Origin of the sequence: Geminicoccus harenae, from assembly GCF_019800005.1 — a bacterium.
GTDB lineage: Bacteria > Pseudomonadota > Alphaproteobacteria > Geminicoccales > Geminicoccaceae > Geminicoccus > Geminicoccus harenae.
The window spans coordinates 257,036-280,392 of sequence record NZ_JABGCL010000003.1 but is presented as its reverse complement, the minus strand read 5'-3'; the positions used below and the strand labels follow the sequence as shown (position 1 = coordinate 280,392).

Here is a 23,357-nt window from a genome sequence, read left to right as displayed (position 1 = left end):
CGAAGACATCAACGACGCCTTCGACCTCATGCACCAGGGCAAGTCGATCCGATCCGTGGTCGTTTATTGAGCATCGTCCGCTTCATCACCCACCCGGACGTCCGGATCGAGCCGGACGTCCCGGTGCCGGACTGGTCCCTGTCCGAACGGGGCCGGGAGCGGATGGAGCGGGCCCTAGCCCTGCCCTGGATGGCCGAGCTGCGCCTGGTCTGGTCCAGCCAGGAGCGCAAGGCGGTCGAGGGTGCCGAGATCCTCAGCCGGGGCCTCGGCATCCCCCACCATACCATGGCCGAGCTCGGCGAGAACGACCGCTCGGCCACGGGCTTTTTGCCCAAGGCGGAGTTCGAGGCCACGGCTGATGCGTTCTTCGCCCGCCCGGAGGAGAGCGTGCGCGGCTGGGAGCGGGCGGTGGATGCCCAGACCAGGATCGTCCAGGCGATGACGCGCATCCTGACGCCCCGCCCGGCCGGCGACATCGCGATCGTCGCGCATGGTGCCGTCGGCGCGCTCCTGCTCTGCTACCTCAAGCGCTGCCCGATCAGCCGCGACGAGGACCAGCCGCCCGGCAATGGCGGCAATTATTTTTCCTTCGACGTCGACGCCGGCCGGCTCCTCCACGGCTGGCAGCCCATCGACGGCTGACCGCCCGCCGGATCGTCCCTTAGGCGGTGATCTGCGTCACCCCGAGCCAGCCGGTTCTCGGCGCATATGCCGCCCATGGAGCCGGCCGGCAGGAGATGCGGCCGGGCAATCGGGGCAGCATCGAACATGGCCGATCCGGCGCATCACTGGCCGCGCAAGCAGCGCGACCTGCACAACCACCACATGGATTCGACCATCTGGGACGCGCTCGACTTCCGTGACGACGACATCGTTATCGCCACCTATGCGAAGTCCGGCACCACCTGGACGCAGCAGATCATCGGCCAGCTCCTGTTCGGTGGGTCACCGGAGGTCGAGGTGGCCGCGCTCTCGCCCTGGCTGGACCTGCGGGTGCCGCCTCGCGAGGTCAAGCTGCCGGCGGTGATGGCGCAGCGCCACCGGCGCTTCCTGAAGACCCATCTGCCGGTCGATGCGCTCGTCTACTCGCCCAAGGCCAGATATCTCTATGTCGGCCGTGACGGGCGCGACGTGGTCTGGAGCCTCTACAACCATCACGCCCATGCCAACGCGCTGTGGTACCAGGCGCTGAACGACACGCCGGGGCGGGTCGGCCCGCCGATCGAGCCGCCGCCGGGTGACATCCGGCAGTATTTCCGGCAGTGGCTGGACGGCGACGGCTACCCGTTGTGGCCGTTCTGGGAAAACATCCGGAGCTGGTGGGGGATTCGCCACCTGCCCAACCTGATGCTCCTGCATTTCAACGAGCTGAAGGCCGACCTGCCGGGTCAGATCCGCCGAATCGCGGCCTTCCTGGACATCCCCATCGACGAGCGGGACTTTCCACGGATCGTGGAGCATTGCAGCTTCGCGTACATGAAGGCCCATGCCGAGCGGAGCGCGCCGGCCGGCGGCATCTTCTGGGAGGGAGGTGCCCAGACCTTCGTCCACAAGGGCTGCAACGGGCGCTGGCGGAACGTGCTCAGCGCGGACGACATCCGGCACTACGAGGAGACCGCGTTGAGCGAGCTCGGCCCTGACTGCGCCCGGTGGCTGGCCACCGGCGAGCAGGCGATGCCGGCCGGCCGCTAGGAACGTGGCCGGCCCGGGGACGGTCAGCTGGCCTGCTGGATCGCCGAGAGCACCCACTCGCCACCCCGCGGGCGGCTGAAGGTCCAGATCTCGGTGATCTGCTCCGGCCGGTTCGGGTCACCCGTCACCACCGCACCGCTGGCGCGATCCTCGGTCCAGTCCTTCATGCTGTAGCGCATCGCCACGGTCGCGTACTCGGTCGGGCCTTCCCGCCAGGCCTCGGCGAGATCGCCCTGCAGGAGGCTGATGTCCGCCAGCCGGTTCACCCGGCCCTGCGCGTGGTTCGCCTCCAGCTCCTCGACGAAGTAGCCGAACATCTCCGGCGTGACGGCACCGCGCAGGGCCGCCCGGTCCTCCTGGCCATAGGCAGTCTGCACGGTCCGCAGGCTGTTCTCGAACGCGGTGTAGTCGGCCGTGGTGATGCCGATCTCATCCCGCACGCCCGGGCGTGCGGCCTTGGCCGTGCCGCCCAGGCCGCCGGCCATCGGCCCGCCCGCCGCGCGCTGGGCACTGCGGACCGGCCGCCCGCCAGCCGCCCCGGCATAGGCCGGCGCCTGGCGGCTGCGGAAGAAGTTCATCGCCAGGCGGACGATGACCACCACCAGCGCGATCTGCAGCAGGAAGCCCAGCACGCCGGCGAAGCTGCCGAGCCCGCCGAAGAAGCCGCCGCCGAACAGCATGCCGAACAGGCCGGCACCCAGGAGGCCGCCCATGAGGCCCGGCATGAAGCCGCCGCGCGAGAACATCCCGCCGCGGGCCTGCTGTGCCGCCGGTGCCGCAGCACTCGGGCCGGCCTGCTGCTGGGTCGCCGAGCGCTGCATCGGCGTTGCCTGACCCGGTGCGGTGGGCGTGGCCATCGGCGCCTGGTAGGTCCGGGCACCACGGCTGCCGAACGAGCCGCCCTTGCGCGCCTCGGCCACCCCGGCACCCAGTGCCAGGACCATCACCAGCGTCAGCGCGGCCAGCCTGTGCCACCTGCCCTTGCTGGACGTTGCCGACTTCCTCACCATCACCTCCACTCCGTATGTCATCGGCATCATATGGGCGCTGGACCGGCTCGTTTTCAGGGGGAGCAGCCTCCTTCATGCGAGCGCGCGCGGGCGACGAAAAATGCATCGGAAGACCCACCGACCCTCTTGAATCGAGGTACCAACTTACCAAATCACAGTCGTCGGATGCCGATACGGGTCCGATGGCAAGGCTGGAAGCCCGGACGTTCCGGTCGGGACGGTACGGGTCGGCCTTCGGCAAGTCGCTCAACGGAGGACTTCTGATGCGTAACTTCGACCTTTCTCCCCTTCTTCGCGCCTCGGTCGGTTTTGACCGGTTCGACAAGCTGTTCGAGACTGCGTTCGGCGAGGCTAGCCGCGAGCAGGGCTATCCGCCCTACAACATCGTCAAGACCGGCAAGGACACCTATCGGGTGACGCTGGCGGTCGCCGGCTTCGGGCCCGAGGACGTCGACATCACCGTCCACGAGAACCAGCTGGTCGTGAAGGGCCAGATCTCCAAGCCCGAGCAGGGTGTGGAGTATCTTTATCGCGGCATCGCCCAGCGTGCCTTCGAGCATCGTTTCCAGCTGGCCGACCACGTCCAGGTGGTGAGCGCCAACCTGGTCAACGGCCTGCTCGACGTGCAGCTGAAGCGCGAGGTGCCCGAGGCCCTGCAGCCCAGGAAGATCTCGATCGGCGCCGCAGCGGAGCCGAAGGTGATCGAGCAGCAGGCCGAGAAGGCCGCCGCGTAATCGGGATCGCCGCCTGGATCAGGCGATCCACGCAGCCGCCGATGCATGAGCGGCGGCTGTGCCAAGCATGAAAAAGGAGCCGGTCGGGGCAGCGACCGGCTCCTTTTGTGTTTCTCGCATCCCGCTGGTCCGGGCTCCCTGCGACTGGCCCGGCTCGCCGCTCGCACGCACGCCCGCCGGCTCCGGCAGGTCGATCACGCCGCACCGAAGGCCCGGGAACCCCCTGCCTCGCCGTGCATTGAAAGCGACGGCACGACGGTCCCGGCGCCCATCCCGACGGACCGTCGCAGCCGGGCCCGAGCCGCGGGGAACGACGTGCTGAACACAGCGGAAGCGAACGCGGCCGAGCCGGCCGTCGTCCCGACCGTCCGGACCGTGCTGAACCAGACGCGGCGGACCGGGCATTATCATGGCGGCCACGAGGCGGCGACTCACGCCGAGATCGCGCGGCGCCTGGCCCGCCTGCATGGCTATGTCTATGGCGGCTTTGCCGACCCCGCCGGGGCCGACCCGGGCAACCCCTATCTGGTGCCGAGCGACACGCTCGTGGAAGCAGGCGGCACCCGTTCGGTGCATGATCTGTTCGGCGGGCTGGTGCCCTGCCAGTTCGTCGCGACCAAGGCGATCAGCCACGGCCTGGTCCGGCCGGATGCCGCAGCACCCGATGGCTGGGCGCCGATCTTCGCGGCCGCGGCCGGTGATGCGGTGCTAGCGGGCTATTCAGTGTTCGAGCCGGGTGATGCCCGGCGCGCCGCCCGCCTGCTCTGGCAGTCCGGCCCGGTCCGGGCCAAGCTGGTCCACGGGGTGGCCGGGCGTGGCCAGCGCGTCGTGGCGGACGAGCGGGCGCTCGATGCGCTGCTGGACGAGCTCGGCACGGCCCGGCTCGCCCGGGAGGGGCTGGTGCTGGAAGAAAATCTCGAGGAGGTCACGACGGTCAGCGTCGGCCAGGTCGAGGCGGCCGGCCAGATCGTCTCCTACTGGGGCACGCAGCGCACCACCACCGACCATCTGAGGCAGACCGTCTATGGCGGCTCCGATCTCCGGCTGGTGCCGGGCCCGCTCGGCCGGCTGCGCGACCTCCCGCTGCCCCCGCCGATTCGCCACGCGATCAGCCAGGCCTGCCGCTATGACCGCGCAGCCGATCTGGCTTGGCCGGAGCTGCGGGCGTCCCGGCGCAACTACGACGTGGCATTCGGCAAGAACCCGGCCGGTGTGTGGCGCTCGGGCGTGCTTGAGCAGTCCTGGCGGATCGGCGGTGCGAGCGGTGCGGAGATCGCGGCCCTGGAGGCGTTCGCCGCCGACCCGCTGCTGCCCTCCATCCGCGCCAGCACCGTCGAGATCTATGGGCCGGCGCCTGTGCCCGAGGGTGTGGTCGTGTATTTCGACGGCATCGACGCCCAGAACGGGCCGATGCTCAAATACGTGACGGTCGAGCGGGCATGACGACCAGGGACGAGCCGATCACGCTCGAGGTCGACGCCGAGACGGTCGTGGGCACGCTGGTACGGCCGGCCAGGCAGTTGCCGGGCGTGCTGTTCGTGCATGGCTGGGGCGGCACCCAGGAACAATATCTGGCGCGCGCCCGGCAGATCGCGGAGCTCGGCTGCATCTGCCTGACCTTCGACCTGCGCGGCCATGGCGGCTCGGCGGAGCGCCAGGAGACGGTGACCCGCGAGGACAATCTGCGGGACGTGATCGCGGCCTATGACCGGCTGGCCCGGCAGCCCTTCGTCGACCGCCAGGCGATCGCGGTGATCGGCAGCAGCTATGGCGGCTACCTGGCCGCGATCCTGACGGACCTGCGGCCGGTCCGCTGGCTGGGATTGCGCGTGCCGGCACTCTACCGGGACGAGGACTGGGCGCTGCCCAAGCAGCAGCTCCGCAAGTATGGCCTTGCCGCCTATCGCCGCCAGATCATCAGCCCGGACGAGAACCGGGCGCTCGGCGCCTGCGCTCGGTTCGAGGGCGACGTGCTGCTGGTGGAATCGGAGCACGACGACATCGTCCCGCACCCGGTGTTCACCAACTACATGGCGGCCTGCGAGAAGGTGCGCTCCCTGACCTACCGGATGATCCGGGATGCGGATCACGGCCTCTCCGACGAGCGCGCCCAGCAGGACTACACCGCGATCCTGCTCAAATGGGTGAGCGAGGTGGGGATCGGCCGCGCCAGGGCCGAGGCCCCGGGCAGATAGCGGGTCCGCAGCCCGCCGCGAGTTCATGCCCCGTTTGCCATCCGCTTGCGCTTGCGCTTCAGCCACCATTGCTCGCACCAGAGCAGCGCCCGCCGGGTGGGGCGCCGCAGCGGCGGGATGTCCTGGGCCAGGAGCAGGAGGCCCAGCGGCAGCATCCAGATGCCCAGGATCGGCAGGAAGCTGAACAGGCCGCCGACGATCGCCAGGATGCCTACGGGGATGCGGACCCAGCGCGACGAGGGCTCGCGCAGCCAGCGGAGCGTCTTGGCCGCCCGGACGGGCAGCTCCTTCTCGATCCGCTGGAGCTGCCGCTCCAGCCGCTCCACTTCCCGGTCGCTCATCGATCCCCCTGTCGGGCCCTGACCGTCCGGCGGGGCCGATGCCCGAGCCGAAGGCGGCTTCGGCTGCACATCGTCCCGCGCACAGGCGCCGGTTTCGACCTATTGGCTGCGGCCGGCGGCGTCCACCGATTTAGCCGGTGCCGCCGGAGCTTTGCCGGCCGGGCATCACCCGCCGCCCAGCGCCCGGGCGGAGATCAGCTTCGGCCGGGGCAGGAAGCGGCTCTCGAACCGGCTGAACGACAGCCAGGAGATCCCCACCGTCACCGCCAGATAGGCGGCGAAGACCGCCAGGATCTGCGGGCTGAAGCGGCCATAGCCGGGCAGCCACGCCTCGATGAGCTGGAAGGTCACCAGCAGGATCGCACCGTGCATCAGGTAGACGCCGTAGGAGATCTTGCCGAGCAGGAGCAGCGGCGGCAGCGTCAGGACCCGGCCGAGCAGGCCATCATCCACCAGTGCCACGCAGATCAGCCCGGTGCAGCACAGGATCAGCAGGGTGTAGCCCAGGCTTGCCTGGAGATGATCACCCATGAACAGGAGATAGGGCACGTCGCGGAACAGCAGGCCCACGCCCAGCGAGTAGAAGACGAACAGGGCGGCCGGCACCAGCAGGAGCCACCAGGCGCGCCGCCCCAGGCGCAGGAGGTCGCGCTCGTGCAGCGCTGCGAGCCCGCCCAGGGCGAAGGCGTCGAAGTGGAAGAAGGAGAAGAAGTAGACGAAGCCGGACGGGCGCAGCGTCAGTGGGCCGGGATCGGCCGAGAAGTACCAAAAGGCCGCTTGGCGCAGGATCGGGCTGATCAGCACGATGGCGAGCAGCAGATTGCGCAGGGCGTTGCGCCCCAGGAAGAAGGGCAGGAACGGGGCCAGGAGATAGAAGTGGATCTCCACCCCCAGGCTCCAGAAGTGGTCGTAGTAGAGCGTGTGCTGGACGGACGAGAACGGCTTGACCAGGTTGTGCACGAACAGGGCCAGGCTTGGCACGGTGACGGCCAGGTGCTCCCAGCGCTGGAGGATCACCACCACGGCTGTCATGACCAGGAGCAGCAGGTAGTAGAGCGGCAGGAGGCGCAGGCAGCGCCGGACCATGAACTGGCCGTAGAACAGCCCGAACGGCATGTGCGGCTCGGCCTGCCGGGTCGCCAGCAGGTTCCGGAAGATGAAGAAGCCGGACAGGGTGAAGAACAGCCAGACGCCGCTCCAGCCGAACGGCAGGTACTTCCAGTGGAACAGGATCACCAGGAAGACGGCGATGCCGCGCAGACCGTCCAGGGGCAGAAGACGGCCATGGACGGGACGAGGCTCGGCGCTGGCCACGCGGTCCGCACGGGAGGACAGGCTGATCGACTGCGCCATCTGGAGGCTTTCCTGATTTCTGCCCGGGTTCGGACGCGGGGTAGCGATACTGGTCGAGGGGCCGGCCAGGAACGGGGCCCAGCTCAGCGGAACAGGAGGATCGGGACCTTGCAGGACCGGATCATCTCGGTGGTCGTGCTGCCGATGATCAGGTTGCGAAGACGGGTGTGGCCGTAGGCGCCCATCACCAGCAGATCGATGCCCTGCTCCTGGACCTCACGGGCGATGACCGTCTCGGGCTCCCCGGGCAGGATCTGGGTGGTCGCTTCGTGGCCGCCGCTCCGCAGATAGCCGCTCGCCTGACCGAGCTGGTCCTGGTTCTCGCGGTTGTCCGCTCCGGCCATCAGGAGATGCAGGGGCAGCCCTCGGAAATGGTCACCATGCGCGATGTGGGCAATGGCCTTGCGTACGCTGGTCCCGCCGTCGAAGGCGATCATCACCCGCCGGATCGGCTTGAAAGCGCGGGCCGCCACCAGGACCGGCTTGCGTGCGCTGCGCGCAACCCGCTCCAGGTTCGAGCCGAGATGGAGCCTGGCGAAATCCGCCGCCTCGCCGCGCTTGCCGATCACGACATAGGCCGCGTCCACCTCCAATTCCTGAACCGCCTCGATCAGGTCGCCGTTGCGCAGCTTGCTCGTCACGCCCGGCACGCCGGCCTCTCGCAGGCGGGTTGCGGCGCCGTCGAGGATCAGGCGGCCGCGCTGGTGCGCCAGCCTGGCCTTCTGCTCGTCCAGCCGTGCGAGCTCGGACAGGAGCGTCTCACTCTCGTCGATGTTCAGGCTGCCACTGAGGTCAGCCGGGGTGCTCGACGTGTCCCGGCGGCCCAGCATGTGGACCACCTCCACCGGCAGTCCCGACCGTTTCGCGGCCCAGGCGGCGAGATCGCACACACTCTGCGCGTAGATCGATCCGTCGATCAGGGCCAGGATCTTGCTGGGCATGACTGACCTCCCTTCAGTGGCTCGCCAGGCGTTCGAGCGCACCCGGCTTGTTGTGCTCGCCGAGCCGGTCGACGATGGTCTCGCTGGCCTGGTTCAGGCCGACCACCTCGACCTCCGCGCCCTCGCGCCGGAACTTCAGGATCACCCGGTCGAGCGCCGCCACGCTGGAGATGTCCCAGATATGGGCGCGGCTCACATCGATGGTGACCTTCTCCAGCGCTTCCCGGAAGTCGAAGGAATCCCCGAACTCGTCGGCCGAGGCGAAGAAAACCTGCCCTTCCACCCGATAGGTCCGGTGGGTGCCGTCCGGCGAGAGCTCGGAGGTGACACGGAAGATCTGGGCGATCTTCCAGGTGAAGAAGATCCCGGACAGCAGCACGCCGATCACCACCCCGATCGCGAGGTTATGGGTGATGACCACGCCGGCCACGGTCGCCAGCATCACGATGCTGGAGCTGCGCGGATGGGTGCGCAGGTTGAGCAGCGAGCGCCAGCTGAACGTGCCGACCGAGACCATGATCATGATCGCGACCAGCGCCGCCATCGGGATCATCCCCACCAGGTCGCCCAGCACCACGATCAGGAACAGCAGGAAGATCCCGGCGCAGAAGGTGGACAGGCGCCCGCGGCCACCCGACTTCACGTTGATCACCGACTGGCCGATCATGGCGCAGCCCGCCATGCCGCCGATGAAGCCCGTGCAGAAATTGGCGATGCCCTGGCCGAAGCACTCGCGCCGCTTGTTGCTCGAGGTGTCGGTCAGGTCGTCGACGATCTGCGCGGTCATCAGCGATTCGAGCAGGCCTACCGCCGCCACGCCCAGCGAATAGGGCAGGATGATCCGGAGCGTCTCGAGGTTGAACGGCACGTCGGGGACGAAGAAGGTCGGGAAGGAGTCCGGCAAGGCGCCCATGTCGCTGACCGTGCGCAGTTCCATGCCGGAGGCGAGCGCCACGGCCGTGAGCACCAGGATGCAGATCAGCGGCGACGGGATCGCCGTGGTGAGGCGCGGGAACAGGTAGATGATCGCGAGGCCGGCCGCGATCATCGGGTAGGTCAGGAGCGGCACGTTCACCATCTCCGGCACCTGGGCCAGGAAGATCAGGATCGCCAGCGCGTTGACGAAGCCGGTCATCACCGAGCGCGATACGAAGCGCATCACGTAGTTCAGCCGGAAGACGCCGGCCAGGACCTGGATGACCCCCGCGAGCACGGTGGCGGCCAGCAGGTACTGGAGGCCGTGGTCGCGCACCAGGCTGGTCATCAGCACCGCGGTGGCGGCGGTGGCAGCCGAGATCATGGCCGGCCGGCCGCCGACAATGGCGCTGATCACCGCAATGGAGAAGGAGGCGTAGAGGCCGACCTTGGGGTCCACGCCGGCGATGATCGAGAATGCGATCGCCTCGGGAATGAGGGCCAGGGCCACGACCAAGCCGGCCAGCACATCCGCGCGGATGTTGCCGAACCACTGTTCGCGCAAGGGGGCAACCTGCTGAGAAGGCATGAATCTATCCGATGAACCGGCAACGCCGCCGCCAGGTGCGGTGGGTCGCCGGGAAATGCTGCAGGGTTGGGACGACAGGTCGTACAGGATCGCGGAGGCTCACCTGCGCCACGGACGCAAGGCCGCTCGGGCTGCGGGAAAGCTGCAGCCGCCGGACGCTAGGGCGCTATGGTAGCGGATCCTACATTGGCCTCGACACGACAGGGGTCGTCTTCAGACGGGCACGATCGGCGCCGCCGGGCGGAGGGTAGAGGCTGTCACCGATGCCGGCAACCGGGGGCTTCACTTCCGATCACGTTTCCTTGTCGCAGCCTTGACCGATCCGCTCACGCCGCAAGGCGCGACGCAGGTCACCACCGCTGCCCAGGTCGGCCGCGCTCGACGGCGAGCCCGATCCTCACAGCTCGAAGCACTGCCCCTTGGCGACGAAGCCGCGAAAGCCGTCGGTCTCGGCATCGGGCCGCCAGCCCGGCTGGTAGTGGTAGAGCCAGAGCTTGGCGCGCAATGCGGCCGGCAGGGTCTTCAGTTCCTCGTAATGCGCGTGGATGCCCGACGGTGCGGGCACGCCGTCAGTGCGATAGGTGGTCTCGCAATCATGGAAGATGGTGTCGGCCCATTCATAGAGCGCGCCGTAGCGCTCGGGCTCGAAGCGCGTATCGCTGGTGATCAGGAAGCAGCCGCGGCCAGTCGCGAAGCGCAGGCCGAAGCTGATCAGCGGCACCGGCCCGTCCATGGCATGGAGCATCCCGGTCAGCTCGAAGCGCTGGCCCTCCCACTCGAAGCCGCCGTCGGCCGGTACCGGCTCGACGTCGAAATAGTCCTCCAGCTTTGCCATCCCGCTGCGCGACATGCTGCCGCTCAGGCTGCTGGCCCAAAGGCGGGACACCCGGTTCTGCTCGACGAACATGCGCGGCCGGCCTGCTGCCGGGTTGAAGAAGGTCGAGAAGCCCAGCCATTCCAGGCCGCCGATATGGTCGCTGTGCAGATGGCTGACATAGACCGCGTCGATGTCGGTCGCCCCAGCCCCTGCTCGGCCAGGGACAGCCGCGCGTCGCTGCCGCAGTCCACCAGGAGGCGGCGGCCCGCGTCGCTCTCGATCAGCATGTTGGACTGCCAGTTGCCGTCGCCGACGGTGAAGGCGTTGCCGCTCCCGAGGAACCTCAGCCGCGTCACCATCGGTCCAGCTCCCGCCGTTGCCAGGTCGCCCGCCCCTGGAGCCGCCACCTGCCGAGCCGCGTGAGGTGAGCACTTCACCCGGTACGCGTAAAGCTCCTCCTCCGGCCGGTCCGAGCCGGATGCGCCGGCAGGCTCCGCTCAGCCGGCCCTGGCCAGGAACTCGGCCAGCACCTCCGTCAGGAAGATGTGGTCCTCCTTCTGCGGCAGGCCCGAGACCGTCACCGTGCCGACCAGGCCGGTACCACGCACGGCGATCGGGTAGCTGCCGCCGGCCGGGGCGAACTCGGCAGGGTCCAGCAGGAACTTCTGGTGGAAGTCGTAGCCCTTGGCCCGGGACAGGCAGCCCAGATACCAGGAGCTGTGCCCGAACCGGCGCACTGCGCGCGCCTTGCGCTGCACCCAGGCATCGTTGTCGGCGCTGGTGCCGGCCAGGGCAGCGTGGAAGATCTGCTGCTCGCCTCGGGTGATGTCGATGGTGACGCCGAGCCCGCGCCGCCGCGCCGCTGTCAGGATGAACTGGCCCAGTTCCAGGGCGGTGTCGTTGTCGAACCGGTCGAACTGCAGGCGTTCCTCTTCTGCCAGCAGTTCCTCCAGATCCTCGTGATCGGACATGCCTCGCCTCTCCGCCTCAGCCCTTGAAGCCGATCGCCGCCATGGTCTGGTCGATCGACTTCTTCGCCTTGGTTGCGATCTCGTCGATCTGCGCCTCGGTGATGATCAGGGGCGGCGAGAGGATCATCCCGTCGCGCACCGCCCGCATCACCAGGCCGTTCTGCACCGAAAAGTTCCGGCAGGTGGCGCCGACCTCGCGCTGCTCGTCGAACCGCTTGCGCGTCGCCCGGTCCTCGCTGAGCTCCAGGCAGGCGAGCAGGCCCTTGGTCCGGACCTGGCCGACCATCGGGTGGTCCTTGAAGGTCTGTTCCAGGACCTCGCGCCAGTAGGCGCCGATCGGGCCGGCGGCCCGGGTCGCCAGCCCCTCCTCCTCGATGATCCGGATGTTCTCCAGCGACACCGCGGCTGCCACCGGATGACCGGCATAGGTCACGCCGTGGGCGTATTCCTTCTCGCCGGCGAAGATCGCGTCGCCGACCCTGGGCCCGAACGCCACCGCCGAGATCGGCACGTAGCCGGAAGACAGGCCCTTGGCCATCGCCAGTATGTCCGGCTGCATCTTGTAGGTCTCGCTGCCCCACCAGGCCCCCGTCCGGCCAAAGCCGCAGATCACCTCGTCGGCGACCAGCAGAACGTCGTATTTCCGGCAGATCGCCTGGACCGCCGGCCAGTAATTGTCCGGCGGGATGATCACGCCGCCGGCCCCCTGGATCGGCTCGGCCACGAAGGCCGCGACGTTCTCCGGCCCCAGCTCCAGGATCTTGTCCTCCAGCGCCTTCGCGGCGCGCTGGCCGATCTGCTCCTCGGTCTCGCCGTCCTGCGCCTCGCCCCACCAGTAGGGGTTCATGATGTGGTGGAAGCGCGGCAGCGGCAGGTCGAACATGCCGTGCATGAACGACATGCCGGTCAGGCTGGCGGAGCCCACGCCCACACCATGGTAGCCCAGCCTGCGGGAGATGAAGTTCTTCTTCTCCGGCTTGCCCATCAGGTTCCAGTAGTACCAGACCGACTTGATGACGGTGTCGTTCGCTTCCGAGCCCGAGGAGGCGAAGAACACCCGCTTCATGCCGGCCGGCAGGATCTCGGCGAGCTTGGCGGACAATTCGATGGTCGGGACGGAAGCGCACTGGAAGAAATTGTTGTAGTAGCTGAGCTTCTTCAGTTGCTCATAGGCGGTCCGCGCCAGACGCTCGCGGCCATAGCCCACCTGGACGCACCACAGGCCCGCCATTCCGTCGAGCAGCTTGTGGCCGTCCGCTTCCCAGACATAGCAGCCCTCGCCGCGCTCGATGACCCGGGTGCCCTTCCCTGCCAGCTCATGGTGGGTGGTGAAGGGATGCAGGTGGTGCTCGGCATCCAGCTCCTGCCAGCGCTGCATCGCGCCCTGAAGATCCATGATTCACCTTCCAAGGTCCGCCGGGCGAGGCTCCAGGCGGGACTGCTTGCCTTTCTCTCGTCGGTTGGCTGCCGTTCGACGACGGCCGCATCCTGCCATGCCGCCTCACGAGCCCGCCACCCCCTGTCGTCGTGGCGCTGCCGGGCCGCCTGCCATCCCGCGAGTCCTATCACCACGGGTAGCAGCATCCACTTCCACGTCCGGACCTGGGCGATCCGTGCCAAGCGCTGAGCCCGGTCAGCGGGGCAGCGCCACCTCCACCAGCGTCCCCCCGCCCGGCCGGTCCAGCAGGCGGACCTCGCCGCCATGGGCGCGCACGATGCCGCGCGCCAGCGCCAGGCCCAGACCGGTGCCGCCGGTGGCGCGGGAGCGCGAGGTTTCCAGGCGGAAGAATGGCTCGAACACTCGCTCGCGCATGGCAGGCGGCACGCCCGGGCCGCGATCGGCCACGGTCAGCTTGACCCAGCCGGCCTCCACGGCCAGGCGCACCTCGGCGCTGCCGCCGTAGGTCACGGCATTGATCATGACATTGTCGATCGCCCGGCGCAGCGCGGTTGGCCGGCCGCGCAGGACCAGCCGATCCGGGCCGTCATAGCTGGCGGCACAGCCGGCATCTTCCAGGTCGTCGACGGCGGTGCGCACCAGGGCCGCGAAATCGAGGTCGGTCGCCTGCTCCACCCCGGCCACGTCCTTGGCATAGGCCAGGGTCTCGCGCAGCATCGTTTCCATCGCATGGACATCCGCCTCCGAGCGGTGGCGCGCGTCGTCGTCGGGCAGGTCCTCCAGGCGCAGGCGCAGCCGGGTGAGCGGCGTGCGCAGGTCATGGGCGATCGCGGCCAGCATCGAGTTGCGCTCCTCCAGGAGATCGCCGATTCGCTGGCGCATCCGGTTGAAGGCCGCGGTCGCCCGCCGGATCTCCGGCGGGCCGCTTTCCGGCAGCGGCTCGCCGGGCAGGCCGGCGGCGAAGCGGTCAGACGCCACCGCCAGTGCGGTGACCGGCTGGGTGATGCGGCGGAACAGGAGCCAGGCGATCAGGGCCGCGGCCGCGACCACGCCGATTGCTATCAGGACCGCCCGCCCGAGCCATACCCGGGACAAGGTGTCGGCCGGGACCGTGAAGATCAGCCAGGTGCCGTCGTCCTGACGGATGCCGACCTCGTAACGGACGAAGGACGGCAGAAGGTCGGGCGGGTGATTGTCCTCGTCGCGCTCCGGCTCGCGATCGACCTCACGCAGCACCACCTCGCGGCCGCGGAACACATGGCTCGGATGGCGCGCGATCAGCCGTACCAGATGGCGATCCAGGCGCGGGTCGTCGGTCGGCCGCCCGCGTGGGCCGTCGAGCACGCGCACCAACAGGAGCGGCCCGGAGATCGCGCGCAGGGCCAGGCGCAGCTCGGTGGGCGGCAGCCGGTCGACCAGCATCTGGGTGGCGGCCATCCGGTCGATCGTGGCCAGCCGGACCAGGCGCTTGGCGGTGTCGGCGCGCTCCCAGAAGGTCCAGGCCGCGGCGAACGCCACCACCAGCATCACCACGCCCACCGCCAGCAGCACCAGCCGCGTGGTCAGGTTGGCGGGTGCCAGCCATTCATGGAGGGCGGCGGGCAGCAGCCGCCTGGGCGGGGCATTGCCGCTCGGCAGCCGCACCGCCCGGTCAGCCCTGCGTCACCGGCACGGACAGCACATAGCCGCCGCCGCGCACGGTCTTGATGAGCTGCGGCTCCTTGGGATCGTCGCCCAGCTTCTTGCGCAGGCGCGAGAGCAGCACGTCGATCGAACGGTCGAACGGGTGGGCTTGGCGGCCCTTGGTCCGGTCGAGCAACTGGTCCCGGGTGAGTACCCGCCCGGCGGCCCCCGCCAGCACCAGGAGCAGGTCGAACTCGCCCCCGGTGAGCGGCACCAGCACGCCGGTCGGATCGCGCAGCTCGCGGCGCGCGGGATAGATCAGCCAGCCGGAAAAGCGCAGGGTCGGCTCCTGGCTGGCCCCCTCCTCGCCAGGCACCGCCTGGCCGTCCTGGCGAGCGCGGCGCAGCACCGCGCGGATCCGCGCCAGCAGCTCGCGCGGCTCGAACGGCTTGGCCAGATAGTCGTCGGCACCCAGCTCCAGCCCCACGATCCGGTCGGTGGGGTCGGCCAGTGCCGTGAGCAGGATGATCGGCAGTTGCGGCCGCTCGGCCCGCAGGCGCCGGCAGGCCGCCAGCCCGTCCTCGCCCGGCATCATCACGTCCAGGACCAGGAGGTCGACCGGCTCGGCCGCCAGCACCGCATCCATGGCCTGGGCATCCTCGGCGGTGCGCACGGCCAGGCCGTGGCGCGCGAGAAACGCCGCCACCAGGTCGCGGATCTCCTGGTCGTCGTCGACGATGAGCACGATGGGGTTCACGTCCATGCCACCAGTCTAGTGGAGCCGGCACCATACCGGCAGTAGCCGTTGCACTTCGTCACATTCATGAAATCGAGGGCATGACATCGTCGGCACGAACCGCGGGCACTGGGTGGGCTGCCGGGAATCTGCCCGTTACTTCCGGCGACATCAATCGTTCACCGGGCAGGGCCATAAGGAAGGTGCAGCAAGGAGGAGATGGAGATGCGCAACTGGACAGCAGCCGGTCTGGGTGCGATCGCCGCCGTCGCGGTGATCGGCGGTGCCGGTGTCGTCGCGGCGCCGCCCGAGGCCTGGGGGCCGGGCCATGGCCAACGGCACGAGGTGCGGATGGGGCATGGCCATGGGCACGGCGGCATGCTGCGCGCGTTCTGCAGCGGCAATGCCGGCGAGCGGCTGGCCGAGCGCCTCGCCGCGTTCGAGAGCTTCGCCAAGTTCGAGGGGCGCCAGCAGGAGACCTGGGTGGCCCTGCGGGACATGCTCACCGGCGCCCAGCCCCGCGTGCAGGAGATCTGCACCGACCTGAGCGAGCTGCGCGAGGGCAACTCCGTGGCGAAGCTGACCAATGTCGAGGAAGCGCTCGGCCGGGCAGCCGCAATTGCCGCCGACGTCCGTCCGGCCTATGCCGCCTTCTATGACACGCTGGACGACGCGCAGAAGCGCACCCTGGACAAGATGTTCGACCACCCGGGCCGGTTCATGCGGCGCGGCTGAGCCGCGCGCGGCCCTTGCGTCGCTTGCGTCGGGCGACCTCCCTGCGGGTCGTAGTGGGAAGCACGGATGAGCCCGCGCTACGACCGGATCGCCATGACGCTGCACTGGGTGATCGCCGCCCTGGTGCTGCTCCAGTTCGCCACGGGCTGGAGCTGGGGCATGTTCGAGCGGGGCAGCGACGGGCGCTTCTTCCTGTTCCGCACCCATCTGGTCAGCGGCTGGGCGATCCTGGTCCTGGCCATCGCGCGCCTGGCCTACCGGCTGAGCGTGCCGCAGCCGCCTCTGCCCGACGGCATGTCGCGGCTCCAGCGCAGCGCGGCCCATGCCTCGCACGGCCTGCTCTACCTGGCGATCCTGGTCCAGCCGCTGCTGGGCATCGTCACCGTGTCCGCGTTCGGCAAGACGCTGGGCGGCTGGCCCGGTGCGGTCCATGTGGCGCTCGCCTGGATCATCACCGCCATCGTCCTCGTCCATGTCCTGGCAGCGCTCTGGCACCAGTTCGGTCGACGCGACCGGCTGCTGGAGCGCATGCTGCCCATGCGGCTGCCGTCGGGCTGAGCCTCATACACCCAGGTGGCGGCGCTGGAGGTCGCGGTCGTTCGCCAGCTCCTCCGGGCTGCCGGCGAACACGATCCCGCCCTCGGCCAGCACCACCGCCCGGGTCGCGACCTGCAGGGCCACCGCGACGTTCTGCTCGGCCAGCAACACGGCCAGGCCGTCCTCCCGCAGCCGCCGGATCTGCTCGACCACCACCGCCTCGATCGCCAAAGGTGCGAGCCCCTCGGTCGGCTCGTCGAGCAGCAGGATGTCGGCCCCGGTGAGCAGTGCCCGCGCGATCAGGAGCATCTGCCGCTCGCCGCCGCTGAGCGCAGCGCCGGGCAGGCGCCGGCGTTCGGCCAGGCGCGGGAACTCCGCATAAACGCGCGCCAGCGTCCAGGCCGAGGGCCGGGCTGCCAGGGTGGCGAGGCGCAGATTCTCCTCCACGGTGAGCGCCGCGAAGGCGCCCCGCCCCTGCGGCACCAGGGCCAGGCCCAGCCGGGCGATCCGGTGCGGCGGCCAGCTCGTCGGCACGTCCTGGCCCTTGACCAGGAAGGAGCCCCTCCTGACCGGCCCCAGGCCCATGAGCGCATGGAGCAGCGTGGTCTTGCCGACGCCGTTGCGCCCCAGCAGGGCCACGACCTCGCCCGGGCCGACCTCCAGCTCGATCCCGGCCAGGATCGGCGCGCCACCATGGCCGACCGAGACGCCGCGCAGGCAGAGCAGGCTCATGCCAGCCCTCCCAGATAGGCCCGCTGGACCTCGGGATCGGCCCGGACCGAGTCGGGCGGCCCCACCGCGATCAGCCGGCCCAGGTCGAGCACGGCCAGGCGCTGGCAGAAGCCGAACACGAGGTCCAGGTCGTGGGCCACCAGCAGCACGGCCGGTGCCGGCTGCACCGTGCGCAGCAGGCCCAGCAGCCGCTGCGCCTCGTCCGTGGCGAGGCCGGCCGTGGGCTCGTCCAGCAGCAGGAGGCGCGGGCGCTGGGCGAGTGCTACCAGCACGTCCAGCACCCGCTGCAGGCCGTGCGGCAGGGCGCCCGCCAGGGTGTCAGCCTTGCCCGCGAGCCCGGCCAGGTCCAGCAGTTCGGTCGCCCGGGCGGCCGCCTCCTCGGCCACCGCCCGGCCGCGCCACCAGCGATAGCCGCCGCCCAGGCGCAGGCGCGCTGCCAGGGCCAGGTTCTCCACGACCGGCAGGCCCGGGAAGACCAGGCTCTTCTGGAAGCTGCGCACGAGGCCCATCCGGGCGCGCGCGGCCGGGGAGAGGCCCTGCAGGTCCCGGCCGGCGAAGGCGACGCTGCCGGCATCGGCCGGCAGGAAGCCGCTGACCAGGTTGAACAGGGTGGTCTTGCCGGCCCCGTTCGGCCCGATCAGGCCCAGCATCTCGCCCTCCGCCATGTCCAGGTCGATGCCGCGCAGCACCTCGAGCGCACCGAACGAGCGGCGGATGCCGCGCAATGCCAGAAGGTTCATGCCTGCCTGCGCCGCCAGCCCGGCCGGACGATCCCGTCGGGCAGGAAGATCACGATCAGCACGAACAGGAGACCGATCAGGAGCTGCCAGCGATCGGTGAAGGAGCTGAGATAGGTCTGCACCAGGAGGTAGAGGCCCGTGCCGACGAACGCGCCGTGCAGGGTGCCGACCCCGCCCAGGACCAGCATCACGATCATGGTCGCGGACATGCTCCAGTGGACCAGGTTCGGCCCGACATAAAGGTTCACGAACGGGTAGAGGGCGCCTGCGGCCCCGGCGATGCCGCCGGCGAAGACCATGGCCAGGAGGCGCAGGCGCCGCACCTCGTAGCCGAGTGCCGCCAGCCGCACCGGCTGCTCACGGCTGGCGACCAGCGCCCGCCCGATGGGTGCTGCCAGGAAGGAGCGGGCCAGGAGATAGGCCAGGAGCGCCAGGCCCGCGGCCAGCAGGAACAGGGAGCGGGCGCCGCTCATCGGCCAGGATGCGCCGCCCAGATGCAGCGCCAGGGCCGGAATGCCGCGCAGGCCGTCGGCACCGCCGGTCACGGTGCGCCAGTGGAAGGCCAGCTCGTAGACCATCTGGCCTACCACCAGGGTCAGGATCAGGAAGAACAGGTCGACGCTGCGGGTCGCGACCAGCCCCATCACCAGAGCCAGCAGCATACCGGTGGCGATGCCGGCCAGGAGCACAGGCATCAGGCCGGCACCGGCGTGGATCGCCAGGAGCGCGCTGACATAGGCAGCACCGCCGAATAGCGCGGCATGGCCCAGCGACACCAGCCGCCCCTGGCCCACCAATATGTCCAGGCTCATCACCGCGGTGCCGGTGATCAGGATCTCGGCGGCGAAGCGCAGGTGGTAGTCGCCGCCGAAGAGGGCCAGGAGGCCGGCCAGCGGCAGGCAGAGCAGCCAGGCATGGGCGCGCATCACACCTGCCTCAGCCTGGGCGCCACCAGCCCGTCCGGGCGGAGCACCAGCAGGAGTGCGATGGCCAGCAGGGTCAGGAAGCCCGCGAACTCCGGCAGCCAGACCCTGGCGAAGGTCATGGCAAAACCCAGTATGAACGCGCCCGCCACCGTGCCGCGAAACGTGCCGAGCCCGCCCAGCACCACGACGAACAAAGCGTGGAGCAGGATCTCCTCGTCCAGGCCGGGATAGGCGGACAGCATGCCCACGCCGAGCGCACCGCTCAGCCCGCCCAGCCCCGCTGCGATCGCCATGACCACGGCGAACACGCGGCTGGTGTCCAGGCCCAGCGTCTCGACCATCCGCCGGTCGGCGACGCTGGCACGCACCACCGCTCCCCAGATGGTCCGGTCGAACAGGTACCAGAGGACCAGGGCCAGCACGCCGCCGGCCAGGATCAGGACCAGCCGGTAGATCGGGAACGGCATGCCCAGCACGAACACTACGCCGCGCAGGAGGTCGGGCAGCGCCGGCGAGCGGATCTCGGCACCGAAGCCCAGCCGCATCAGGTCGGCGAACATCACCGACAGGCCATAGGTGAGCAGCACCTGGGCCAGGTGATTGCGCCCGTAGAACCGGGCGAACGGGAAGCGGTCCAGGAGGAGCCCGGCAAGGGCCGCCGCCAGGAATGCCGCCGGGACGGCCAGCCACCAGGGTGCCCCCGACCCTAGCCACACCACGGCGACATAGCTGCCGAACAGGTAGCTGGCGCCGTGGGTGAGGTTCACGAAGTTCATGAGGCTCAGCACCAGGGACAGGCCGAGGCCGCAGAGCATCAGCAGCACCGAGAACGCCACCGCGTTCAGGGTCTGGATGAGATAGAAGCCCATGGGGCCGTCAGCCCGCCGGCCCCGGGTCCTGCACGCCGGCATAGGTGTGGACCACCGTGTTCAGCGGCTGCCCGTCCGGCCCCGCCACCAGCTCGTTCACATAGATGTCGAGCACCGCCTGGTTGTTGCGCGGGTCGAAGCGCATCGGCCCGATCACCGTCTCGATCGGCTGCTCCAGCAGGGCCTGGCGGAAGCGCTCCCGGTCGGACGGGTCGCCCGCCACCGCCTCCAGCCCGGCCCGGATCACTTGGCCGGTGACGTAGCCGGCCGTGCTGGCCTCGCCCGGCAGCCGGCCGCGTGCGGCACGGTACGCCTCGACGAAGCCATGGGCCGCAGGTGCGGTCGGCGACTGCTGGAAAGTGTTGATCCCGCCGAGTGCCGCCGAGCCGGCCGCCGGCACCACGTCCTCCTGGTCGAACAGGGCGCCTGGGCCGATCAGCTTCACCAGGTCCTGGAGCTGGTATTCCTGCATCTGCTGCAGGAAGCGCACCGCGTCCGCACCAGCGAAGAAGGCGTACACGAAGCTCGGCTGCTCGGCGGCGATCGTGGTCAGGATCGGCGAGAAGTCGGTGGTGCCGAGCGGCGTCCAGAGCTGGGTCCCGACGCTGCCGCCCTGCTCCTGGAAGGTCTGGACGAAATCGCCGATATATTCGCGGCCGGCGGCATAGTCGGCGCCCACGGTGAGCCCGCCGTCCTTGGCGATGTTCTGGAAGGTCCAGAGTGCGCCGGTATGCCCGAGCATCCAGCTGGTCTTGGTCGGCCGGAACACGAGCGGGCTCGCAGCCTCGCGGGCCAGCGCGTTGGCCGAGGCGTTGCTGATGAAGGTCGGCAGCCCCGCCTCGGTGACGACGTCGCGGATCGCGAGCGCCACGCCGGCGCTGATCACCCCGCCCAGCACGTCGATCCCATCCTGGGCGATCAGCTTGCGGACCTTGCGCAGCCCTTCCTCGGGCTTGCCGCCGTCGTCCTCGACCAGGAGCTCGACCGGCCGCCCGCCCATCTGGCCGCCCGCATCCGCGATCAGCAGCTCCAGCCCGGCGCGCATGCTCTCGCCCAGCGAGGTGAAGGGACCGGACAGGGAGGTGAGCAGGCCGATGCGCAAAGGCTCCGAGCGGGCCACCGCCGGCGCGCCGCAGTGCGCCGCGAGCGCGACACCGGCCGTGCCCAGCAGAACTCCACGCCGCGTCAGGAGGTTGGGACGCACGATATAGCTCCTCAAGAATGATTCTCGGTTGTCTCGCGCCGATCCTGCTCACCAGGAACCGCAGGCTGGGCTATACTCGTGCTGTTGCGTCTCACCAAGGCCGAGCTTGCCCCGGCTCCACCGGTCATGTTCCGGCCTTCTCTCTTTAACGATCTTGTAACACTAGCCTGCTAAGACCATGTTCATGAGCATGAACCGTAAACCATCCGTATTGCATCACCTCCGCCACGAGTGGCCCTATGCGGCCGACAAGACTTCGCTGGTACGCAGCCAGCTCGACCAGCGCGATCCGATCGACCGGATCGAGGAAGAGGAGGTCGGCCAGCTGCTCAAGAAGCTGACCGACCAGGGCCCGGAGCTCCGCCCCGCCATCGCCGCCGCCTTGAGCGGCCATCGCTGGCGCCATGTCGCGGAGACCATCAGCCGGCCCAACTGAACCGCCGGCGCCGACGGCCGCGCCTGATCCGCGTTCGGACGACGCGTCATGAGCGCTTCCTGCTCTCGATGTGCAGGTGCTCATGGTCAGCCGACTCAGGAATGATGTCAGGCCGAGTGCCGACCGGAGCTGGCAGCTCCCTAGGCGGTGTCTCGATGCCGGTGCGTCCAGCAGTGCGGTGCCGTCCTGTCAGGCAGCGATCGCGCGCCGGATCTTCAGGCAGGACCTGCGTCCTGCCACCATCATGATCGGCAAGGGGCTGACCGCGACCGATCGAGTCGCCGGGTTTGGACCATGACCAGACAGCCGAGATAATCGTCTGGACAGGTGAAGCCGACCCGGGGCGGGCTGGCCGCCTGCCTGTCCAGGCAACACCTGGACGCGGCGACGGCTGGCATTCCCGGCCGTGTCTCCGGCCTTGGTGCAGGAGTGCCTGATTCCCGAAGGTAACCAGGCGGCCACGCCGGGCAACCTGAGGACGGAACCAGCGCTCAAATGCTGCGACTGATCCCGGCTCAAACCATGTCGGTGGACAGCCCTCTCATCGCACTACTCCCACATCAACGCCCAACCAGCCGGACGACGAGCGGTCGTTGGGGAAGATCGTGACAAAATCAGCCCGCCGCTTGATCTGACTATCGAGACGTTCGAGCGGGTTCGTGGATTCCATCCGCGGCCAGTGCTCGCACGGGAAGGTCATGCGGGTGAGCACGTTCTCGCACGGGTCATCGGTAGCCTGACAAAAGCTCGCTCAGCCCGTCGGTCGCCTGCCGCCACTGCGCGTGGGCGGCCTCGGCAGTGCTCTGGGCAAAGATTGTCTTCAGCATGGCGATTGTCAGCAGGTGCAGCTTGGGCGGCACATGGGCCAGCGCATTCCTGAGCTAGTGCACGCGGCACCTATCGTAGGTGGCGCTGAACACCTTCGCTGTGTCCGCCGCATTCCTTGGGGTGACCGGAGACAGCGAACTCCACGCCGCGCAGACCACAGTTGGCCAAGGAGCACAGGAAGGCCTTCTAGAACGGCTCGGCTCTTGATGCGCCGATGGCGACGCCGGGCAACTTACGGCGACTATCACGGCGAGAGACACGATCCAGCCGGCTGGGCAGACCTTCGGGTAGGCCGCATCGATTTCTTTGCACAGCCGACTGACTTGGCTTCCCCGGGTCAGGCTTCGTCCGGCCGAGGGCATGCTTGGAGATGCCGGTGCCTCCCATTGCCTCGACGAGATCGTCGACCGTCTGCGTCGAGATCCCGTGCAAGTAGCCCTCTCCGCGATGGCCTCCTGATCATCGGGTGATCCGCCCGGCCCGTGCCTCCCAGCCCTCTCACGATCGCCATTGCGGCGGGTGAGCCGGGCCGGGCTATGGACGCCGACTGGCGCACCCGCCCGAGCCTCAACCTCGGAGCCCATCATGCGATTGGCAGCCAAGGCCAACCACGCGAAGACGAGGTCGGTCGTCCCCTTCCTTCGCAACCAGCTCGACCAGGACCATCCTGCCGCCGGTCCTCTTCTCCCCTGCCCAGGTGCAGCTTCGCAGCTGAACCCTAGCCGAAGACCGGCAATGACCGCCTCAGCGGTAACCCGCTCCTATGCAACCTGATGGAAAGTGACCCATTCCTTTACCTGGACCACAGGAAAACTCTGCTCTCCCCCGGGCCATCGACCCAAGGTCGGCCCGGGCAAAGGACGGTCCATCCGCTCTGCCGACTGCCATGGGTGCACGACGGTTGGTGGGCGAACTGCTGATCTGCGCCGACGAAGATGCCGGCGATGAATTCTGCCCTACCGAACCGCCCGAGACGCCGCATCCTGTGGCCTGGAGCGGCCTCCTGCCCTCAGACTCCTGACCAAGCCTGCCCG

At 69.2% G+C, this 23,357-nt stretch carries 22 protein-coding genes and 2 pseudogenes; 8 read left to right on the top strand and 16 right to left on the bottom strand.

Annotation, left to right across the window (positions count from 1 at the left end; all coding sequences use genetic code 11):
* The first annotated feature begins 66 nt into the window (after positions 1 to 66).
* Together HLA95_RS04015 and HLA95_RS04010 are read left to right on the top strand one after the other, a co-directional pair.
* Positions 67 to 642: a histidine phosphatase family protein gene (locus HLA95_RS04015; protein ID WP_191061975.1), complete on the top strand. Its 576-nt coding sequence runs from the start codon at positions 67 to 69 to the stop codon at positions 640 to 642.
* Between the two features lie 126 nt (positions 643 to 768).
* Positions 769 to 1,692: a sulfotransferase domain-containing protein gene (locus tag HLA95_RS04010; RefSeq protein WP_191061976.1), complete on the top strand. Its 924-nt coding sequence runs from the start codon at positions 769 to 771 to the stop codon at positions 1,690 to 1,692.
* A gap of 23 nt (positions 1,693 to 1,715) precedes the next feature.
* Here HLA95_RS04010 and HLA95_RS04005 read toward each other — a convergent pair whose 3' ends face one another.
* Positions 1,716 to 2,702 carry a Tim44 domain-containing protein gene (locus tag HLA95_RS04005; protein WP_255591442.1) on the bottom strand — a complete coding sequence of 329 codons (987 nt, stop codon included), beginning with the start codon at positions 2,700 to 2,702 and terminating at the stop codon, positions 1,716 to 1,718.
* A 263-nt stretch (positions 2,703 to 2,965) separates the two neighbouring features.
* On the opposite strand from HLA95_RS04005, the gene HLA95_RS04000 reads away from it, so the two are divergent.
* From HLA95_RS04000 to HLA95_RS03990, 3 genes are all read left to right on the top strand, one after another.
* Positions 2,966 to 3,436, top strand: coding sequence for an Hsp20 family protein (locus tag HLA95_RS04000; protein WP_191062222.1), 471 nt, complete (start codon positions 2,966 to 2,968; stop codon positions 3,434 to 3,436).
* A 315-nt stretch (positions 3,437 to 3,751) separates the two neighbouring features.
* The gene (locus tag HLA95_RS03995; protein ID WP_222182492.1) at positions 3,752 to 4,879 is read left to right on the top strand and encodes a DUF3182 family protein; all 1,128 of its coding nucleotides are present in this window, start codon (positions 3,752 to 3,754) and stop codon (positions 4,877 to 4,879) included.
* The gene (locus HLA95_RS03990; RefSeq protein WP_191059392.1) at positions 4,876 to 5,631 is read left to right on the top strand and encodes an alpha/beta hydrolase family protein; all 756 of its coding nucleotides are present in this window, start codon (positions 4,876 to 4,878) and stop codon (positions 5,629 to 5,631) included. Before HLA95_RS03995 ends, HLA95_RS03990 begins: the two co-directional genes overlap by 4 nt.
* Before the next feature lie 23 nt (positions 5,632 to 5,654).
* Here HLA95_RS03990 and HLA95_RS03985 read toward each other — a convergent pair whose 3' ends face one another.
* The 9 genes and pseudogenes from HLA95_RS03985 to HLA95_RS03945 form a co-directional block, all read right to left on the bottom strand.
* Positions 5,655 to 5,972 (bottom strand): hypothetical protein, encoded by a 318-nt coding sequence (locus HLA95_RS03985; protein ID WP_191059393.1) that lies wholly within the window; start codon positions 5,970 to 5,972, stop codon positions 5,655 to 5,657.
* 165 nt (positions 5,973 to 6,137) lie between these two features.
* The gene (locus HLA95_RS03980; RefSeq protein ID WP_191059394.1) at positions 6,138 to 7,325 is read right to left on the bottom strand and encodes an acyltransferase family protein; all 1,188 of its coding nucleotides are present in this window, start codon (positions 7,323 to 7,325) and stop codon (positions 6,138 to 6,140) included.
* A gap of 83 nt (positions 7,326 to 7,408) precedes the next feature.
* Entirely contained in the window at positions 7,409 to 8,266 is an 858-nt protein-coding gene (locus HLA95_RS03975; protein ID WP_191059395.1) for a universal stress protein, read from the bottom strand.
* 13 nt (positions 8,267 to 8,279) lie between these two features.
* On the bottom strand, positions 8,280 to 9,770 hold the full coding sequence (locus tag HLA95_RS03970; RefSeq protein ID WP_191059396.1) for a SulP family inorganic anion transporter: 1,491 nt from the start codon (positions 9,768 to 9,770) through the stop codon (positions 8,280 to 8,282).
* 397 nt (positions 9,771 to 10,167) lie between these two features.
* Positions 10,168 to 10,946, bottom strand: a pseudogene (locus HLA95_RS03965) (MBL fold metallo-hydrolase).
* Between the two features lie 138 nt (positions 10,947 to 11,084).
* Positions 11,085 to 11,558 carry a heme-degrading domain-containing protein gene (locus HLA95_RS03960; protein WP_191059398.1) on the bottom strand — a complete coding sequence of 158 codons (474 nt, stop codon included), beginning with the start codon at positions 11,556 to 11,558 and terminating at the stop codon, positions 11,085 to 11,087.
* Positions 11,559 to 11,574: 16 nt separating this feature from the next.
* Positions 11,575 to 12,954: an aminotransferase gene (locus HLA95_RS03955; protein ID WP_191059399.1), complete on the bottom strand. Its 1,380-nt coding sequence runs from the start codon at positions 12,952 to 12,954 to the stop codon at positions 11,575 to 11,577.
* Between the two features lie 237 nt (positions 12,955 to 13,191).
* Complete coding sequence (locus HLA95_RS03950; protein ID WP_222182514.1) at positions 13,192 to 14,379, bottom strand: sensor histidine kinase; 1,188 nt, start codon at positions 14,377 to 14,379, stop codon at positions 13,192 to 13,194.
* 229 nt (positions 14,380 to 14,608) lie between these two features.
* Positions 14,609 to 15,343, bottom strand: a complete 735-nt coding sequence (locus HLA95_RS03945; RefSeq protein ID WP_191062306.1) for a response regulator — start codon at positions 15,341 to 15,343, stop codon at positions 14,609 to 14,611.
* A 198-nt stretch (positions 15,344 to 15,541) separates the two neighbouring features.
* On the opposite strand from HLA95_RS03945, the gene HLA95_RS03940 reads away from it, so the two are divergent.
* Together HLA95_RS03940 and HLA95_RS03935 are read left to right on the top strand one after the other, a co-directional pair.
* Complete coding sequence (locus HLA95_RS03940; RefSeq protein WP_222182490.1) at positions 15,542 to 16,051, top strand: Spy/CpxP family protein refolding chaperone; 510 nt, start codon at positions 15,542 to 15,544, stop codon at positions 16,049 to 16,051.
* A 66-nt stretch (positions 16,052 to 16,117) separates the two neighbouring features.
* Positions 16,118 to 16,609, top strand: a complete 492-nt coding sequence (locus HLA95_RS03935; RefSeq protein ID WP_191062356.1) for a cytochrome b — start codon at positions 16,118 to 16,120, stop codon at positions 16,607 to 16,609.
* Positions 16,610 to 16,612: 3 nt separating this feature from the next.
* Here the strand turns inward: HLA95_RS03935 and HLA95_RS03930 are convergent, their stop codons facing one another.
* The 5 genes from HLA95_RS03930 to HLA95_RS03910 are packed head-to-tail and all read right to left on the bottom strand — an operon-like array spanning position 16,613 to position 21,059.
* Positions 16,613 to 17,320, bottom strand: a complete 708-nt coding sequence (locus tag HLA95_RS03930) for an ABC transporter ATP-binding protein (RefSeq protein ID WP_222182487.1) — start codon at positions 17,318 to 17,320, stop codon at positions 16,613 to 16,615.
* Entirely contained in the window at positions 17,317 to 18,060 is a 744-nt protein-coding gene (locus HLA95_RS03925; RefSeq protein ID WP_222182511.1) for an ABC transporter ATP-binding protein, read from the bottom strand. The genes HLA95_RS03930 and HLA95_RS03925 overlap by 4 nt, the downstream gene beginning before the upstream one ends.
* The gene (locus HLA95_RS03920; protein WP_191060711.1) at positions 18,057 to 18,986 is read right to left on the bottom strand and encodes a branched-chain amino acid ABC transporter permease; all 930 of its coding nucleotides are present in this window, start codon (positions 18,984 to 18,986) and stop codon (positions 18,057 to 18,059) included. The genes HLA95_RS03925 and HLA95_RS03920 overlap by 4 nt, the downstream gene beginning before the upstream one ends.
* Positions 18,986 to 19,855: a branched-chain amino acid ABC transporter permease gene (locus HLA95_RS03915; protein WP_191060712.1), complete on the bottom strand. Its 870-nt coding sequence runs from the start codon at positions 19,853 to 19,855 to the stop codon at positions 18,986 to 18,988. The genes HLA95_RS03920 and HLA95_RS03915 overlap by 1 nt, the downstream gene beginning before the upstream one ends.
* 7 nt (positions 19,856 to 19,862) lie before the next feature.
* Complete coding sequence (locus HLA95_RS03910) at positions 19,863 to 21,059, bottom strand: ABC transporter substrate-binding protein (RefSeq protein WP_223861615.1); 1,197 nt, start codon at positions 21,057 to 21,059, stop codon at positions 19,863 to 19,865.
* 184 nt (positions 21,060 to 21,243) lie between these two features.
* Here HLA95_RS03910 and HLA95_RS03905 point away from each other — a divergent pair, with 184 nt between their 5' ends.
* The gene (locus tag HLA95_RS03905) at positions 21,244 to 21,495 is read left to right on the top strand and encodes a hypothetical protein (protein ID WP_191060713.1); all 252 of its coding nucleotides are present in this window, start codon (positions 21,244 to 21,246) and stop codon (positions 21,493 to 21,495) included.
* A 456-nt stretch (positions 21,496 to 21,951) separates the two neighbouring features.
* On the opposite strand, the pseudogene HLA95_RS28025 reads toward HLA95_RS03905, so the two are convergent.
* Positions 21,952 to 22,989 (bottom strand): annotated as a pseudogene (locus HLA95_RS28025) (transposase); the annotation flags it as partial.
* Positions 22,990 to 23,357: the final 368 nt, after the last annotated feature.

Excerpts from the sequence above, each read along its gene's own strand:
- HLA95_RS04010 (WP_191061976.1), top strand. The coding sequence starts at position 769 with ATGGCCGATCCGGCGCATCACTGGCCGCGCAAGCAGCGCGACCTGCAC.
- HLA95_RS04005 (WP_255591442.1), bottom strand. The coding sequence starts at position 2,702 with ATGGTGAGGAAGTCGGCAACGTCCAGCAAGGGCAGGTGGCACAGGCTG.
- HLA95_RS04000 (WP_191062222.1), top strand. The coding sequence starts at position 2,966 with ATGCGTAACTTCGACCTTTCTCCCCTTCTTCGCGCCTCGGTCGGTTTT.
- HLA95_RS03990 (WP_191059392.1), top strand. The coding sequence starts at position 4,876 with ATGACGACCAGGGACGAGCCGATCACGCTCGAGGTCGACGCCGAGACG.
- HLA95_RS03985 (WP_191059393.1), bottom strand. The coding sequence starts at position 5,972 with ATGAGCGACCGGGAAGTGGAGCGGCTGGAGCGGCAGCTCCAGCGGATC.
- HLA95_RS03980 (WP_191059394.1), bottom strand. The coding sequence starts at position 7,325 with ATGGCGCAGTCGATCAGCCTGTCCTCCCGTGCGGACCGCGTGGCCAGC.
- HLA95_RS03975 (WP_191059395.1), bottom strand. The coding sequence starts at position 8,266 with ATGCCCAGCAAGATCCTGGCCCTGATCGACGGATCGATCTACGCGCAG.
- HLA95_RS03970 (WP_191059396.1), bottom strand. The coding sequence starts at position 9,770 with ATGCCTTCTCAGCAGGTTGCCCCCTTGCGCGAACAGTGGTTCGGCAAC.
- HLA95_RS03960 (WP_191059398.1), bottom strand. The coding sequence starts at position 11,558 with ATGTCCGATCACGAGGATCTGGAGGAACTGCTGGCAGAAGAGGAACGC.
- HLA95_RS03955 (WP_191059399.1), bottom strand. The coding sequence starts at position 12,954 with ATGGATCTTCAGGGCGCGATGCAGCGCTGGCAGGAGCTGGATGCCGAG.
- HLA95_RS03950 (WP_222182514.1), bottom strand. The coding sequence starts at position 14,379 with ATGCTGGTCGACCGGCTGCCGCCCACCGAGCTGCGCCTGGCCCTGCGC.
- HLA95_RS03945 (WP_191062306.1), bottom strand. The coding sequence starts at position 15,343 with ATGGACGTGAACCCCATCGTGCTCATCGTCGACGACGACCAGGAGATC.
- HLA95_RS03940 (WP_222182490.1), top strand. The coding sequence starts at position 15,542 with ATGCGCAACTGGACAGCAGCCGGTCTGGGTGCGATCGCCGCCGTCGCG.
- HLA95_RS03935 (WP_191062356.1), top strand. The coding sequence starts at position 16,118 with ATGAGCCCGCGCTACGACCGGATCGCCATGACGCTGCACTGGGTGATC.
- HLA95_RS03930 (WP_222182487.1), bottom strand. The coding sequence starts at position 17,320 with ATGAGCCTGCTCTGCCTGCGCGGCGTCTCGGTCGGCCATGGTGGCGCG.
- HLA95_RS03925 (WP_222182511.1), bottom strand. The coding sequence starts at position 18,060 with ATGAACCTTCTGGCATTGCGCGGCATCCGCCGCTCGTTCGGTGCGCTC.
- HLA95_RS03920 (WP_191060711.1), bottom strand. The coding sequence starts at position 18,986 with ATGCGCGCCCATGCCTGGCTGCTCTGCCTGCCGCTGGCCGGCCTCCTG.
- HLA95_RS03915 (WP_191060712.1), bottom strand. The coding sequence starts at position 19,855 with ATGGGCTTCTATCTCATCCAGACCCTGAACGCGGTGGCGTTCTCGGTG.
- HLA95_RS03905 (WP_191060713.1), top strand. The coding sequence starts at position 21,244 with ATGAGCATGAACCGTAAACCATCCGTATTGCATCACCTCCGCCACGAG.